9 protein-coding genes and 1 pseudogene are annotated in these 15,630 nt (G+C 44.5%); 3 read left to right on the forward strand and 7 right to left on the reverse strand.

Annotated elements, in window-relative coordinates; all coding sequences use genetic code 11:
• Window positions 1-109 precede the first annotated feature (109 nt).
• From DWX91_RS07840 to DWX91_RS17340, 5 genes and pseudogenes are all read right to left on the reverse strand, one after another.
• Entirely contained in the window at window positions 110-1,477 is a 1,368-nt protein-coding gene (locus DWX91_RS07840) for a sodium/glutamate symporter (protein ID WP_022358860.1), read from the reverse strand.
• A gap of 153 nt (window positions 1,478-1,630) precedes the next feature.
• A complete protein-coding gene (locus DWX91_RS07845) occupies window positions 1,631-2,800 on the reverse strand; it encodes an alanine dehydrogenase (protein ID WP_118472522.1) in 1,170 nt (389 codons plus the stop codon).
• 412 nt (window positions 2,801-3,212) lie between these two features.
• On the reverse strand, window positions 3,213-3,431 hold the full coding sequence (locus tag DWX91_RS07850; protein WP_118472521.1) for a hypothetical protein: 219 nt from the start codon (window positions 3,429-3,431) through the stop codon (window positions 3,213-3,215).
• A gap of 427 nt (window positions 3,432-3,858) precedes the next feature.
• Window positions 3,859-5,268, reverse strand: a complete 1,410-nt coding sequence (locus tag DWX91_RS07855) for a sodium:solute symporter family protein (protein ID WP_182427998.1) — start codon at window positions 5,266-5,268, stop codon at window positions 3,859-3,861.
• A gap of 39 nt (window positions 5,269-5,307) precedes the next feature.
• Window positions 5,308-6,494, reverse strand: a pseudogene (locus tag DWX91_RS17340) (amidohydrolase family protein).
• Window positions 6,495-6,697: 203 nt separating this feature from the next.
• Here DWX91_RS17340 and DWX91_RS07870 point away from each other — a divergent pair.
• Both DWX91_RS07870 and DWX91_RS07875 read left to right on the forward strand, forming a co-directional pair.
• Window positions 6,698-8,251, forward strand: a complete 1,554-nt coding sequence (locus DWX91_RS07870; protein WP_118472519.1) for a PucR family transcriptional regulator — start codon at window positions 6,698-6,700, stop codon at window positions 8,249-8,251.
• Window positions 8,252-8,737: 486 nt separating this feature from the next.
• Window positions 8,738-9,883 carry a Fic family protein gene (locus DWX91_RS07875; RefSeq protein ID WP_118472518.1) on the forward strand — a complete coding sequence of 382 codons (1,146 nt, stop codon included), beginning with the start codon at window positions 8,738-8,740 and terminating at the stop codon, window positions 9,881-9,883.
• A 229-nt stretch (window positions 9,884-10,112) separates the two neighbouring features.
• On the opposite strand, the gene DWX91_RS07880 is transcribed toward DWX91_RS07875, so the two are convergent.
• Entirely contained in the window at window positions 10,113-12,074 is a 1,962-nt protein-coding gene (locus tag DWX91_RS07880; protein ID WP_118472517.1) for an aconitate hydratase, read from the reverse strand.
• 411 nt (window positions 12,075-12,485) lie between these two features.
• On the opposite strand from DWX91_RS07880, the gene DWX91_RS07885 reads away from it, so the two are divergent.
• On the forward strand, window positions 12,486-13,370 hold the full coding sequence (locus DWX91_RS07885; protein WP_182431307.1) for a gamma-glutamyl-gamma-aminobutyrate hydrolase family protein: 885 nt from the start codon (window positions 12,486-12,488) through the stop codon (window positions 13,368-13,370).
• Window positions 13,371-13,691: 321 nt separating this feature from the next.
• On the opposite strand, the gene DWX91_RS07890 is transcribed toward DWX91_RS07885, so the two are convergent.
• On the reverse strand, window positions 13,692-15,377 hold the full coding sequence (locus DWX91_RS07890; RefSeq protein WP_118472515.1) for a glycosyl hydrolase family 18 protein: 1,686 nt from the start codon (window positions 15,375-15,377) through the stop codon (window positions 13,692-13,694).
• Window positions 15,378-15,630: the final 253 nt, after the last annotated feature.

A 15,630-nucleotide genomic window follows, 5' to 3' on the forward strand; every position in this document is an offset into this window, starting at 1 on the left:
GCGCTAAGTCTCACGGACGTTCGACTTGAATCTGCGTTCATCCGGCCTGACAACGGTGTTATGTTTACACCTGTTCCAAGTGTATCAGAGGAAACAGGCAAAGACAAGTTTATCCGATCTCCTCCACACCTGGGCGATCCAGCGGAAGTTTCAGCCACCACCATTTAAATACGATATTTGCGATGATGCATGCTGCCATGATTACCAAATAGATGCCGATAAACTTCCAATGGCTGCCATTTAAGAGCATCATCGGTCCCATCGACCACGCAAACATCTCTGCCGGAGTTGTAAACGGCGCTGCAAATGCAGTATCGTTCAGCGTCTTGGAGCGGTTTTCCGGATCAACGATTCGAAGAAGGATGAAGCCGATCGCAAAAACGCCCGTTGAATAGCCAAATACGAAGATCGCGCGCTCAAACCAGCTGCCGCGGTTCATCGCCGGACCAAAGAACATCAGAGTTGCCACTACGATTACAATACCGCAGAGCAGAAGAAGTGCCAGCGGAGCTGCATATTTAACGATAACTGCCAGTTTGATGGAAGCGATTCCGAAAAACACCAGATAATCCGTCGCAGTACCGGAGATACGTCCCACTACATTTTCATCAATATAATCACCGACGCCGACTTTTCGGAAAACGAGGAACATCACGATCGCGGTCAAAAATGCCATCAGGTAATTCGGCAGATCCAGACCGATCGCTGCATAGATTCCCTTACTGAGTCCCACACCGATACCGGATGCGATCAGCATCACTGCCAGATGCCATGCCAGCGGATCCAGGACGTTGGATGAAATAGTTTCCTCGCCCATCGACTTGCGCTCATTTTTGGGCACCAGACCACAGCGCAGATCATCGGAGATCTGATTGAAGCCTTTCATATATTTGGTCCAGCCCTTTTTCGTTCCCAGCTTGATGAAGAACAGACCGCCAAAGATACCCGATAAAATACCAACAGTTGCACAGGTCATCGCGATATCCATTGCATCCAGATCACCCAGTCTCTCAAACGCGGTACCAACAGCCGCTGCCGTTCCGTGTCCGCCGGAGAAACCAGCTGCCAGCAGCAGACCGAAGCCATAGTTAATGTTCGGGAATAATTTCGAAATTACTAAAATACTAAACAACGGTGCCAGTGAGAACTGAATCGCCTGTGCCAGCACTTTATAGGAAAAATAAGAACCAATCCGGTCAATTTCCGCTTTAAAATCTTTCTTATTGAAAGAAAATCCATTAATTCCGACACCTGCGAAAATCAGGATAATCAGAACACTTGCATAAGAACCAATATTTTCAGAAAACGGCAGGATTCCCAGTCCCTGCGCCCCGAGTGCCAGCGCGATAAATCCGGCAATCATGCTTGGCGGAATGAAAAATTTCTGTACCAACGGCACTTTTGCACGTAAAAGCTGACCAACCGCGATAAAAAACGATGCGATCGCAAAGTCCACTAAAATGTCTGTAACACTCACAGATACCCCTCCTATTCTTCTGTATCAAATGCGCCTCCAGCTATTTCCCATCCGGAAGCGCTTCTATTCTCCCCTCAAATGGCAGAGCGCTTTTCATCCGTATCCCCATACGTTTCACGAAAAGCGTTCTGCCGGTATCCTTTATCTGAAAAATCACTTCTCTAATTTGATAAAGTTATCCGAATGGCTCTTGGTTGCCGACGGAGCCAGATCCAGTTTCTGATCTGCGATCTCTAAGATGTCTTCCGGACGAACCCACGGTCTGCCCTGGATAGCACTTGTCTCCTCATGGGTTAAGTATCCCTTGTAGGCAGTTAAGCTGCGGCGCAGGAAACCATCCTTTGCACACGCCTGCGCCACACCATTGTTGATGATGCTTCTGAAGTGCGGCAGTACGGATGCTGCGTATGCGATCGAGGTAGACTGGGAAATTGCACCCGGAATGTTGCTTACGCAATAATGTACGACACCTTCTTCGATGTAGCGCGGATTTTCATGGGTGGTCTCATGGAATGTCTCGATTGCACCATAATCGTTGCTAATATCTACGATAACGGAACCTTTCTCCATCGAGCGGACCATCTCGCGGTCGATCATGTATTCTTTGGCATCCTTCGGCCATCTAACACAATTATATACGACATCTATCTCTGGTAAAATCTTTTTCAGATTATAACGGTTGGAAATCTGGGTGTTGACTTCCTCATTGAACTGTTTTCCGATATCGCGCAGGGTTCCGATATTAATATCCATAACCGTTACCCACGCGCCCAGCGCATGAAGAACAGAGATTGCTGCGCGTCCTACCACGCCGCCTCCAATGACCAGCGCCTTAACGCCCGGAGCACCGCCGAGACCGTTGACGAATTTGCCCTTGCCGCCGTTGATGGAAAGCAGGGATTCCAGGCCAAAGAGTGCACCCGCCTTACCAGCTGCCTCACAGTTCGGTGAACCGTAACGGTGGGAATCTTCTGCGGTAAATGCAATACACTTGCTGTCGAGAAGTGCCTGTACCTCTTCCGGATGTGCTGCTGGATGGATGCAGGTAAATACGATCTGGTTTTCACGGAGCAGTTTGTACTCGCACGGTTCAAACTCTTTTACCTTTGCGACGAAATCGCAGGTTGCATAAATTTCTTCCTTTGTATCAACCAGCTTCGCGCCCTCTTTCACATATGCCTCATCCGAGAATCCAGAACCTTCGCCCGCGCCCTTCTGAACGTAAACCTCATTGCCGTCACCTACCAGCATGCTTACCTCTGCCGGGGTTGCGATGACACGGTACTCGCCTACTTTGATGTCTTTCAATACGCCAACTTTCATAATGTGTTCCCTCCATGTAATATATTTTTCTTTTTGCTTGATACTTTTGCTTGATACTCATATATACAGCAAGTTCCGTGCCAACTTTTACGTTTTTCGATTTTATTTAATATTTTTATTTTTTATTTTCCAAAAAAATCGAGATTCTCCTTGTAAATACAAGGTTTTTGTCGACTTAAAATTTTTATTTATTTTTTTGATGATCTTCCAGAAATGACCCGTTCTTGTCTCATTTCTTTTCAGAGTGCAAAAAATGACTCATTTATGAGCTTTTATGCGCTCATAAATGAGTCATTCAAATTTTAAGTTTGAGTCACATGCCGATTTTTGAGTCTTTCATTTCCAGGGTGCTCATTTTCATTTCTACGCTTTCGCTGATAAACTTTTTATTTTTTCGCACCCAGTTTAATTCCTACTGCCCGACTTCCGCCGCTGCCAGCTTTCGCGACTCCGTCAGCGTCTTTCCCTCGCGCAGATGAACCGCCACGCGCTCCAGTTCCGCCGGATCTGCATAATTCGAATGGTTCACTGCATTGTACAAACTCCGCAGACTTTCCCTCGTACTGAATATCATCCGAAATAACGTGTCCTTGTGATCCCGCCTTGCTCTTGCGTAAGTTCCTTTTTTCATAAATTCTCCTTTCTGTCAGGAGAATTTCTTCTGCTTTGTAACACTCCCGTCACCTCACAGTCAGAGCAAAATCCATCGAAAATCTCCTGCTTTTCAATTGTTACTTAATTGGATATGCATAAGATTTTCTCAGATTCATAATTAGATTGGAATGTAAGATATACTTGAAATGTTTACAAAGAAAAATATATGCTTGATATGATAAATGTAACATATCCGAACCCATGATGCAAGGTATATGGTCCTAAATTGTCCATCCGTTCAAAAGATGGATTTGCCGGATTCGGTCATTGCATCCGCAAAAAAGGAAGCAGGTGAGCAAACCATTTAAGATCCCCTCACCTGCTTTTCTTATACCTTGATGTTGTCTTTGAAGTATTTCTCCCAAGAAATCTTGAACGCTTAATGGGGTCTGACCCCATTAACTTCATTCACTTTTTGGCTGTGTAGCTAAGGATACCGCAACTAATGTAATCAAAGCAATCGGGAATGCAACAAAAATTGTCTGTAATCCAAATGGAGAACCGGTTGCCTCCCAGATAATACTTAATCCACATCCAATAATCATAGATGAAATGCCTCCCGCTTTTGTAGCTTTTTTCCATACAAGTGCTCCAACAACTGCCGGTGTAATTCCTGCTCCATAAATAGTATAGGACCAATACTGAATTGCAAGAATCGATGGGAAGAAAGTCAGAATAATATAAGCGACAACACCTGCAATCAAAATGAACGCACGGCTGACTTTAAGCTCTTCTTTCTCTGTTGCATTCGGATTGATTTTACTATATAAATCGATGCAGAAGTTAGCTGCTGCAGATAACAGATATGAATCACCTGTTGTAATGGTAAATGCTGCTGCTGCGGAAAGTACGATGCCGCCCACAATCGTAGGAAGAAGTGTTGCCGCACCGATCAATGCCTGTCCTGCTGCAATACTGGTTCCAAAATACTGACGTGAAATGAATGCATAGCATGCAACAACCGGCATAATAACAAAACAAGCAAGCATAGTGCCCATCAGACCAACACGAGCTGTTTTTACATCCTTCGCTGCAACAATTCTCTGATAATAGTTCTGATCGGAACAAGTCAGAAGAATCAGCGGAAGATATCCGCCAACCCATTTAAGAAGCGTCTGACCGCCGAAGAACGTAAGGCTTTCCGGATCGTTGGCCTGTGCAGAAGAAATAACCCAATCCCAGCCACCTACTGTACTAATTAAAACAGGCAAGCCAATTGCAAGGCCACCTACCATCAAAAATGCGGACATTGCATCTGTCGTAGCAACTGTCTTCAATCCACCAGAAAGGGCTAGTACAATAACAAGTGCACAACAGATTATTGTACAATAAGTAGTTGGAATACCAGTTGTAGCGTTTAAAATAAATCCAAGACCTCGATACTGATAAGAAACGATAGAAACCATCGCAAGTGCTATGATAACCGCTGATATTGTTCTAGCTTTAGAACCATATTTCGTTTCAAGAAGCTGTGATACCGTGTAGCAGTTGCTTTCCCGGATTTTAGGGGTCAGATAACATAAAACACTCATACTGATAACCGGACAAATCGTAAAAAACAAACCACTCCACAATCCATAATTAAAAGCTAGGCTATTTCCACCACCGGTTACTGTACCACCACCTGTATATGTAGCCAAAATCGTACCAACTGCTACAATCTTTCCAAGGCCTCTTCCTGCTAAGAAAAAATCTTCTTTTCCTTCTTTTTTTACAGCTGCTTTCTTTGCGAAATAAGCTCCCGTTCCAACCAGAGCAAGTAAATAAACAATAACAACCAGAAGCATTTTAGGCTGAGCAATTAATTCATGCATAATGTATCCTCCTTTAATGTCAATATCATTTTCCATATTCTATACTAAAAGACCTTCTTTATATACCGCCGATAAATGTTCTGTAAACGCATGTAAATCTACCAATGGATTGGCATCCAGAACTACAATGTCTGCAATTTTTCCTTCTTCTAAAACACCTCTGTCTTTCACCCCTAGTTCCTCCGCTGCAGCCAAAGTTGCACAGCGAATCACCTGAGCAGCTGACATTCCATTTTCCTGCATTGCAACTAATTCTTTAAATATGGATGGGTGCGGGCCGAAATTCGGAGAACCTGCATCACTTCCCGCAACAATCTTCGTACCGATTTTCATGGCTGCTGAAAAAGCCTTTTTTTGATTTTCCTCAACAGCTGATGCCTTCTCTACGATAACATCTGCGATCATTCCTTTTCCTCGAGCCAGTTCTTTATATACCTGCAGAGTCGGAACCCACACCTGCCCATTTTCTTTCATCTTATGAAGAAGTTCTTCATCTAATGCACCTCCGTGCTCAATTGTATCAATTCCGGCATCAATACATTTTGAAATAGCATCTCGTGAAAGCGCATGTGCTGCGACCTCATATTTAGACGGTGTGCTTCATATGTAATCGCCTTCAACTCATCCGGTGAATACATACATGGACCTACATCTTCCAATCCAGCTGCGCCTCCACTCGCCATGATCTTAATCCAATGAAGTGGTGGAATGCTCATCTCGATATTATAACCTTTCAAACGTTTAATTTTATCAATCAACTGCTCCTTTGTATTCGCAATATAGCCAATCATCGGACAATGTCCATAGGAACCTTGAATTGCACTTCCCGCCGGAACAATATGACTTCCTTTAATCAGTCCAATATTCACAGCTCTTGCCAGAGGAATCGAGCAATCATCATTACAGCCCAAATCGCGTACAGTCGTTACCCCGTTCTTTAAGGATTTTTCCGCCGAAGAAACACCTTTGGCAAAATTTAAATAGTTTCCATCCCGTACAGTCTCATACATGGGGTCCTTGGCTGTTCCTTCCCATACAAGATGCACATGAGCGTCCATAATACCTGGAATCAGATATTTTCCACTGCAGTCCACCTTCTTTGCTTCAGTCGGCGCCTTTTCCTGAACTGATGCAATTTGCTTACCAGTAATTTTTAAATCTGCCTTGATAAATTTTCCTGTTCTTACATCCAGAATTTTACCATTAACCAAATAGAATTCTTCCATACTTCCAACTCCTTCCTGATTTTTCAATCAATGTTGAATATAAATATCCGTAGCCAAAATCAAAATAATGTAATAAAATGAGGATTAAGAATAATTATTTTGATGAACAGATTATAAAAAAAATATAAACTGATTACTTCGTATATCTGATACAATATCAAAAAACATCTTGTGCAGAATGCACAAGTAGAAAGGAGTCCCTTATGCTATCATTCCTATCATTCATGCAAAAGCTTTCTGCTTATCACGCTTTAAAAAAAGAAAGCATCCGCTACCCGGATTCCCCAATTTTTCACGTTCAAAACAACCTCCCTGTAAGAGAAACATTTACAGAAGCTACCGCATATATTATTCATTCTGATGATTGCCTTCAAATCCCCAAAGACAACCAAAATATACTTTGGATCATTTTGCCGAACGGCACAGATGACACAGAAATCCCTGATTGGATCGAAAACTATGTTATGCTGGCTGAACCTACCATTCAAACTGAGCTTACATTCCAGCTGCAGCATATACTAAAAGTAGAGCGACGAATCGAAGAAGCTCATTACAAACTCAGCCAATGCCTGATAAACCGTAAAGATGTGAATACCATCCTATCTACAGGTGCAGAACTTCTCGAAAACCCCTTATTTTTATCGGATACATCCACCCGTGTTCTTCACTGGTCTGATCTGAACGAACTAAAGAAAGTTGATGACGAACTAATTCAATGCATCATCAAACACAATTTTGTAACCTCCGATCTATTCGAAAAATATGACTATAAAACACTTCTCCCCAATATCGAACAAACCGAACATGCCTTTATTGAACATTCTAATTACCAGAAGAAAAAAGAACGTCTGATTGTAAAAATTGTTATTGAGCACCGATATTTTGGTTGGATCGTAGTGATTCCACAGAAACGTCCCTTTGAAGACGGCGATTGTCAAATACTAGATATTTTGGCAAACGTCCTATCGTTAGAATTAGAGCGAAATAAAATAGGCTTTGCACTCAGTTATCGTGAAAATCTTCTATTTGAACTTATTTCTGGACGCATCCGCAATCAGGAAGAATTTAATTTACGGGCAAAAGGATTTGGCTGGATTCCGGGAGAACACTTCTATACCATGGCTATTGGCTTCCGGGATGCGTACCAATCGGACAATCAAGAACGTTCCATCACTGCTTACAAAAATCATCTTGGTATGATTTATCCAACCTATAAAGCAGTCTGTATCGGCAATATCTTATATCTGCTTCTTGAAACCGAAGATCTGGAATCAGTTGCCAATAACTTGGATAACTTCTTTCAAACTTATCATCTGGCCGCTGGTTGCAGTCACCATTTTTCAAATATCATTGAATTTAGTGCATCTGTAGAACAATCCTTAGAGATTCTACGAATTGGAATGAAACAGAATCCAAGGCAGAATATCTATCGATTTCAGGAATACAATATGCCTTACCTGGTTTCCACTTTGAAAAAATATAGTCAGCCGAACTATTTCTGCCTTCCAGAAATACTCAGATTACAGGCCTATGATCAAGAATTCGGAACCGATTATTTAGATACATTACAAACCTACCTCTTCTTCCGCAATGTAATAACTGCAGCAAATCATCTTCACATTCACAGGAACACTATGAATTACAGAATCCAAAAAATCATTGAAATTACGGGGTTAAAGCTTACCGAAGGCGAGGATTTGTATAAAATATGGCTTAGCTGCCTCATTCTTGGTGTTAATGGGTTCTGCCCCCATTAACTTTGAATCACTTTTTCTTTACCATGCAGCGTTTCTTAAAGAATGAAATACCATGCAAAGAATCTGACCAACGCCCCCACTGTGTATCACACACAGCGAGGGCTTTTTTTGCACTCCAGGAGTTCATTTTATTTCCGTCATAAACTATACACTTCCACCATAAGCCGTATCCCAACTTTCAGACCTTCCTGCTCCTGCTTCAGCTTCTTCCGGTCTCCACCGGGCTTTCTGACTTTATATGCTCTTTTCTCTCCCATAATTATTCGTGCAGCTCCAGCGGCAATCCGTCCGGGTCAAGGCAAAATCAAAATATAAAATTCTAAACTTGAAATTTCCAAGGTAATTTTGCTTGAGTAATTTCACAAAAAGCCGTTTTTCTGAAATTTCTTCTGTTCTTTATTTTCACAATAAGTTGATTTCTTGAAATTTCTATGCTAAAATAGCCTCAAAAATTTCAATTTCCATTTTTCGGAGGAAAAAACAATTATGACAAACCGAGCAGGAACACTCGTGAGTAATCTGTCAGGCGAAATGGCGTATGAATCCTTTCGACCAGCTCCGCTTCCACCAAATCCTCCTATTGAGGTATCTGGTGAACTTCTCACGAAACTTATTGATGCAAACAAGAAAATAGCAACACTTGAAGGGCTTTCCTCCCGTATACCAAACATGGGACTTTTTGTTTCCATGTATGTCCGTAAAGAAGCCCTTCTTTCCTCACAGATTGAAGGTACACAGTGCACCCTTGAGGATATCTTGAATCCTCTGATTGAAGACAACACCAATCGAGATGTTTCCGATGTTGTTAACTATATCCGTGCGACTGAGTTTGCGCTTGAGCGGCTGAAAACACTACCTCTGTGCAATCGTCTAATTAAAGAAACTCATGCAGTTCTTTTGGAAAGCGCGCGAGGACAGGAAAAGAATCCTGGCGAATTCCGGTATTCACAAAACTGGATTGGCGGTCAGGGAAGTACTCTCAAAAACGCTCGATATATTCCGCCAAATCCTGAAGATATGCTAACAGCCATGTCCGACCTTGAAAAATATATCAATAGTGATGATACTCTTGACCCTTTGATTCAAGCCGCATTAATCCACTATCAATTTGAAACCACTCACCCTTTCCTTGATGGTAATGGACGTGTTGGACGACTTCTCATTACGCTCTTCCTAATGAAAAAAGGCATTCTGTCTACTCCCGCACTCTATATTTCTTATTACCTCAAGATGAACCGTATTGAGTACTATGACCGTATGACTCAGGTGCGACGTACTGGTGATTATGAGCAATGGATTTCTTTTTTCCTTCAGGCTTTTGCAGATTCCGCAGAAGATGCGATTCATACAATTGATTATCTTACTGCATTACACGATAAAAGCACAAAATTATTTGATGCTCTCACAAAGAGACAGCGTACCAGCGTTCTTAAAGTGTTTGCCTATTTGGAATCAAATCCTATTATTGATATTCAGAAAACCTCTACAGCTCTTGACATGTCCTATAATACTGTGTCAAAGGTAGTCTCCATTTTGGTCAATGATGGAATCTTGAAGCAAACAGACAAATCTGGAAAGGCGAAGATATATTCTTATACCGAATACCTCGATATTCTCCGTAAGGACACTTAACGCCTTGACTATCACCGCAAAAAGCGCTCCAAACAATGTCTTTTTCTCAATTTCTTTCACAATCTTCACTCTTATTCTACCACAAGATTACTACAAATGTCTTTCTTCCGTCAAGTCGCACGAAAAAGCGCCTGCACATCCGCACAGGCGCCTTTTCCCAAAATAAATAAGTTGGTGAATAAGTAGTTATTGTATATAAAAATATAATGGAGGCATAATTAATAAATGACTACGCTTCTTTCTCTGCTTCCAGCTGTTTTTTCAGTGTTCTCAGCTGTCCGCCATTTAAGACAACTTCGATTTCCTTATCTGTCAGTTCTAATTTAACCCAGAAGGAAAATCCTTTTGTCTTATCAGTAATCTGCACACGGTGTGCTGCAATCTGCTCCCGCAGGTTATCGATATGAAGCTCATCTGTCTGCTCCAGGCGGTCATAATCAGCTCCATCCTCAAACAACATTGGAATTACGCCATGATTTACCAGGTTTCCCTTATGGATACGGGCAATACTCTTGGCAATGACCGCTTTTACACCCAGATACATGGGATTAATAGCCGCATGCTCACGGGAGGAACCCTGTCCATAGTTTTCACCGCCGATGATGATGCTCTGTCCCATTTCTTTCGCACGGGCTGCAAATTCCGGATCATAGCGGTGATAGCAATACTGGGACATCAGCGGAATATTGGAACGCATGCTGCTGAACTCAGCACTTGCCGGTGTAATATCATCGGTGGATACATTATCACGGGCTTTTAAGCTGATAGGAGCATCCAGTGTCTCCTGCGGCGGCTCCGGAACCGGAAGAAACTTGATATTCGGTCCGCGGACAATCTCCACCTTGGCAGCCTCTTCCGGTGACAGTGGCGGCAGAATCATCGAATCATCAATATCGTACTGATCCGGCTCATGGATGGTATCCAGAATCTTCACATTTTCACCCATAATATCTTCTGCCGTTGCGAAAGTTCCCACAATCGCAGTTGCCGCAGCACTCTCCGGGCTGACAAGGTAAATCTTCGCGGTCGGATTTCCGGCACGTCCCTTGAAATTACGGTTGGAGGTGCGGACTGCCACACCGTCGGTCGCCGGAGTCTGACCGATTGCGCAGCACGGACCACAGGCAATCTCCAAAAGACGGACACCTGCATCCAGAAGCATCTCCACATATCCATCGCGCATCAGCTGACGGTACACCTGCTTGGAAGAAACCGCACAGGTACAGCTTACATCCTCATTCACATGATGTCCCTTAAATACAAGTGCTGCTTTTGCAATATCGGCATAGCTTGCATTGGTACAGCTTCCGATAAATACCTGCTGTACTCTCTTCTTTTCCGCCTGATGCAGCGGCATAACATTGTCCGGCTGGTGCGGACATGCGATCAACGGCTCTAACTCGCTTAAATTGATATCGATCGTCTCGTCGTACTCGGCGTCCTCATCCGGAAGAAGCTCTGTGTATGCTTCCGGACGTCCCTGTGCAGCCAGAAATCTCTTTACCTGTGCATCTGCCGGGAAAATGGAAGTGGTCGCGCCCATTTCCGCACCCATGTTTGCGATAGTCGCACGTGCCGGAATCTCCATCTCGGCAACTGCCGGTCCCACGTACTCATATACATTTCCCAGACCGCCCTTGATGGTCACGCGGCGAAGCATTTCCAGGATAACTTCCTTCGAGTTGCAGCCCGGTCTTAATTTACCGGTCAGGTTGACACGGACGACTCTCGGCATCGTCAGACGCATCGGAACACCCGTCATCGCCGTTGCTACATCCATGCCGCCGACACCGATACACAGCATACCGATCGCGCCGCCATGCGGTGTGTGACTGTCTCCGCCCATCGATACCTTGCCTGGCACACCAAAACGGGATACATGAACGGTATGGCAGATGCCGTTGCCCGGTCTGGACACATACACGCCGAATTTCTTTGCTGCGGACTGCAAATAAATGTGGTCGTCCGGCGTCTTATTATCTACATATAATAAATTGTGATCGAGGTAGCTGACGCTGCACTCCGTGCGGACACGGTCCAGCCCGATCGCCTCGAATGCCAGATAAGTCATAACGGCATTGATATCGTGTGTCAATGTCTGATCCACCTTGATAAAAATTTCTTTGCCCGGCGTCATATCGCCCGATACGAAATGTGACTCAATAATCTTTCTGGTAAGTGATTTCCCCATGTTTTGATTTCCTCCATTTGGTTTGTCATATTCTCTCGGAGTCTTTCCTGCACTCCGCCATCTCTATCAGCCCCGCAGCCCTGACCCGGCTGCCCGTCTGTTTTTTCCGTCCTTATTGTAACGCCTGCCTGCGGGGAAAATCCAATTAAGAAAGGGAATGAAGGTATAACTTTCTGTTATCAGGGCTTTTCCCCGTACTCCTCCCTACTCAATTCTTCGCTTCCATTTACGCCTCCTTATTTTCGCTCATTTTTCGTATATCTACAAAATTATATTATGTATTTTAGGTAGCATTAAAAATTATTTTATTTTATTATGTAATTTTATGTATCTTTTTGTATTTTTATGACTGTTTTATGTTAGAATCCAGCCATGTTTGGGAGGACAATTTGTATTAGGGAGGAAATTCGAATGAGAAAAATTAAAATGATGACCAGTGCAGTGCTTCTTTCTTTATCCCTGGCTTTTTCTTTAACAGCTTGTGGAACAAAGTCTGAACCGGCAGCCGATACAACAGCGGCTGAAGCCGAAGTAACCGAGACAGAAGGCGAAGCAGAGACTGCCGAAGAAGCGGCGAATGACGAAGAAGAGAAAGTCAAAGTCGGCGTTTCATGGAATGCCGACGAAATCGACGAAGATGCACAGTTATATATAGATGCCGTTACCAAAGCTGGCGGCGAAGCAATTTATCTTCCTCAGATCAAAACCGAGGATGACGCGAAAAATGCTCTGGCAGAAATCGATGCTCTGGTTATGACCGGCGGCGAAGATATTGATCCGAGCTACTACGGCGAAGAGCCAAACGAAAAATTAGAGACTGTAAACGAAGTCAGAGATACTTCTGATTCTCTTTTAATCAAGGCAGCTCTCGATGAGGATATCCCGATGCTCTGCACCTGCCGTGGCATGCAGTTCTTAAACGTATTAAGCGGCGGTACCTTATATCAGGATCTTCCGACTCAGAATCCGTCCGATATCGAACATCGCGATCCGGACCGTAAGGTATTCGCAAAACATGAGATTACCGTAGACAAAGATAACATCGTTGCTGCCGCATTTGGCGGAGAAGGCACCTACACTGTAAACTCCTGGCATCATCAGGCAGTCGATCAGTTAGGTGACAACCTGAAAGTCGTTGCTACTGCTCCAGATGGAATCATCGAAGCAATCGTCAGAGAAGATAAAGACTACGTGATGAGCTTACAGTTCCATCCGGAAGCTATGATCGCTGAAGGTGATGACAGTTTTCTTGCTTTCTACACCAACCTGATCGATCAGGCAAAAGAGGCAGAATAATCACATTTCTCCCAGACAAAACAATATTTTTGATGTTTTAATAACCTCCAGGCGGATGAATCAATCTTTCCGCCCGGAGGTTTTTTGTCCAAGACGCTCTTTTTTATAAAGAAGAATGTGCCTTGGCACATTCTCGCGCCGAGCGCGGTCGCTTGCGACAAACTACATCTTCGCGCGAGTGCGCATCATTGGCACGTTAGTGCCTTTTTGTGTAATAGGGGATTCCAAGGAATTTCCTATTACATAAAAAAGCAGAAGCCCCACGCTCCCGCATGAGACTTCCACCCTACTTTGAATCATTGAATCTTAATTAAATTGTCTCTACTCCCAGCCAATCACATCCCAGACGTCGCTGGTTTCCAGCCCCAGCCGCCATCCGGCTACGCCTGCCAGGTCGTATTTCTTGATTAAATCCATCTTGAGTCCCAGAGACCTTGTCTCCTCCATCCAGAGCTGCTGTTCGCCGTTCTGGCTGTCCAGCCTGCCGTAATACTGACCAGCCGAATCATCCCAGGTCAGATCCATGCCGCTCTCCGACACCCATTTTGTCGCCTCGGAGATTCCCATCGCACGGGAGGACGCATTGTCGCCGCTTCCCGTCCAGAGCCTTGTGTAGAACGGAACTGCGTTGATTACCTTTTCCTTCGGAACCAGGAAAAGCATATCTTTAATGCCGTTTTCGACATATCCGATCGAAGAAACAGAACCGGCTTCACCGCCTGCATAGTGCTCATCATAACCCATGATAATCACATAATCTGCGACGTTGCCCTGCTCTTTCTGGTTATAGAAACGGTTATATACCGCCGGAACATAGTTATCGACCGACAGCACCAGCCCTTTCTTGCGGCAGGAAACCGACAGCTCGCGGATAAACTCAATGTAATGGACGCCCGCCGCCGTCTTCAAACTCTCAAAATCCAGATTGATACCGTCAAATCCATAACGATCCGCCTCTGTCATCATATTTTCAATCAGTTTTTCGCGCACAGACGTCCTGGAAAGAAGCACCTCCGCCTGCACGTTCTTGCTGCATTCGCGGCTGAAATTGTCGAGTACCGCCCAGACCTGCAGACCTTTTTCATGCGCCCGATCCACATAGGACTTATCTGCCAGAGATTCATACGCGCCGCTGTTGCTGCTAAGCGTAAACCACGTCGGCGCGATGACATTGACACCTTTCGTCTTTGCAATCAGAGAATCCATCGCCTGGTTTGCCGCCGCGATCGTTACCTGATGCCAGACCATCACAATCTTCTGATCCAGTGAAATATTCTGGTAGACCGGAGCAGTAAAATCACTCTTTAACGTCTCCTCATGCAGATTTTTCATCTTCCACTTGTGCATATATCCAATATGACCGTCCGGTGTCATGACTCTCGCCCAGTTGTCATACTGTTCCAGCACCGTCACTGTCCCGCCGCGCTTTATCTCAGTCACAATCGGGCTTTTCAAGCCGCCTCTTAAGCGGATCTTGGCGCTCCACGCCGCATCTGCCACCGTAACCGGATCCCAGTTATTTTCCACGAAAACCCGCTTCTGTGCCTCACCATCATACGCCTGCAGACGCACATCGGTGTATTGCTGAATCAGAGCCAGTGAAAGATAAACTGCATCGCCATCCCGGTAAAGGATCTTTTTTCCGTCCTCATCCACTGTCGTCTCGTCGCTTTTCACGATCTCCTCCGGCAGGGCGTACACCAGTATTTCCTCATTGGCATCCCAGTAAAAACGTTCATTTAAGTTCGCATCTACCCACGCAGCCGGCAGATATGTCTGACCGTCCACGTAGACCCCGCTCTCCTCCTGACGTTCATAGTTCAGATACAGCGCCACCCGGTCGCTGCCGCCCGCCGCGTACAGAGCATCCAGATCCGCCCTCTCCCGGCTTGGCATATATTTGACCGCTGCAATCACGCCAACGGCTGCCACGATTAAAAACAGCACAAACCCGAAAATCCGTCCCAGACAGCCCGAACGTGCTTTCCTTGATCTTCCTCTTTCCATGTTTTCCTCCGGTGTATGTTAAGGTAATACCATAAGCACTAAGCTCGAAAATACCTCGCTAAGTGCCCTTATTATATCACACCAGCTCCATGGAATGTTGACTTTTTTCTTAACTCCTCTTTCATTTTCCCTGTAATAGGTTACTGTTTACGCATACGTGTCCAGTAACTGTAATAGCACCATCTAAACAGTTCTCACCATTTTCTCCGAAAGAAAAATCCGGCGGACTGTCCAGATACGGACAAAACGGCAC

This window comes from Clostridium sp. AF22-10 (assembly GCF_003478725.1).
In the GTDB taxonomy this organism is placed as follows: domain Bacteria; phylum Bacillota; class Clostridia; order Lachnospirales; family Lachnospiraceae; genus Otoolea; species Otoolea fessa.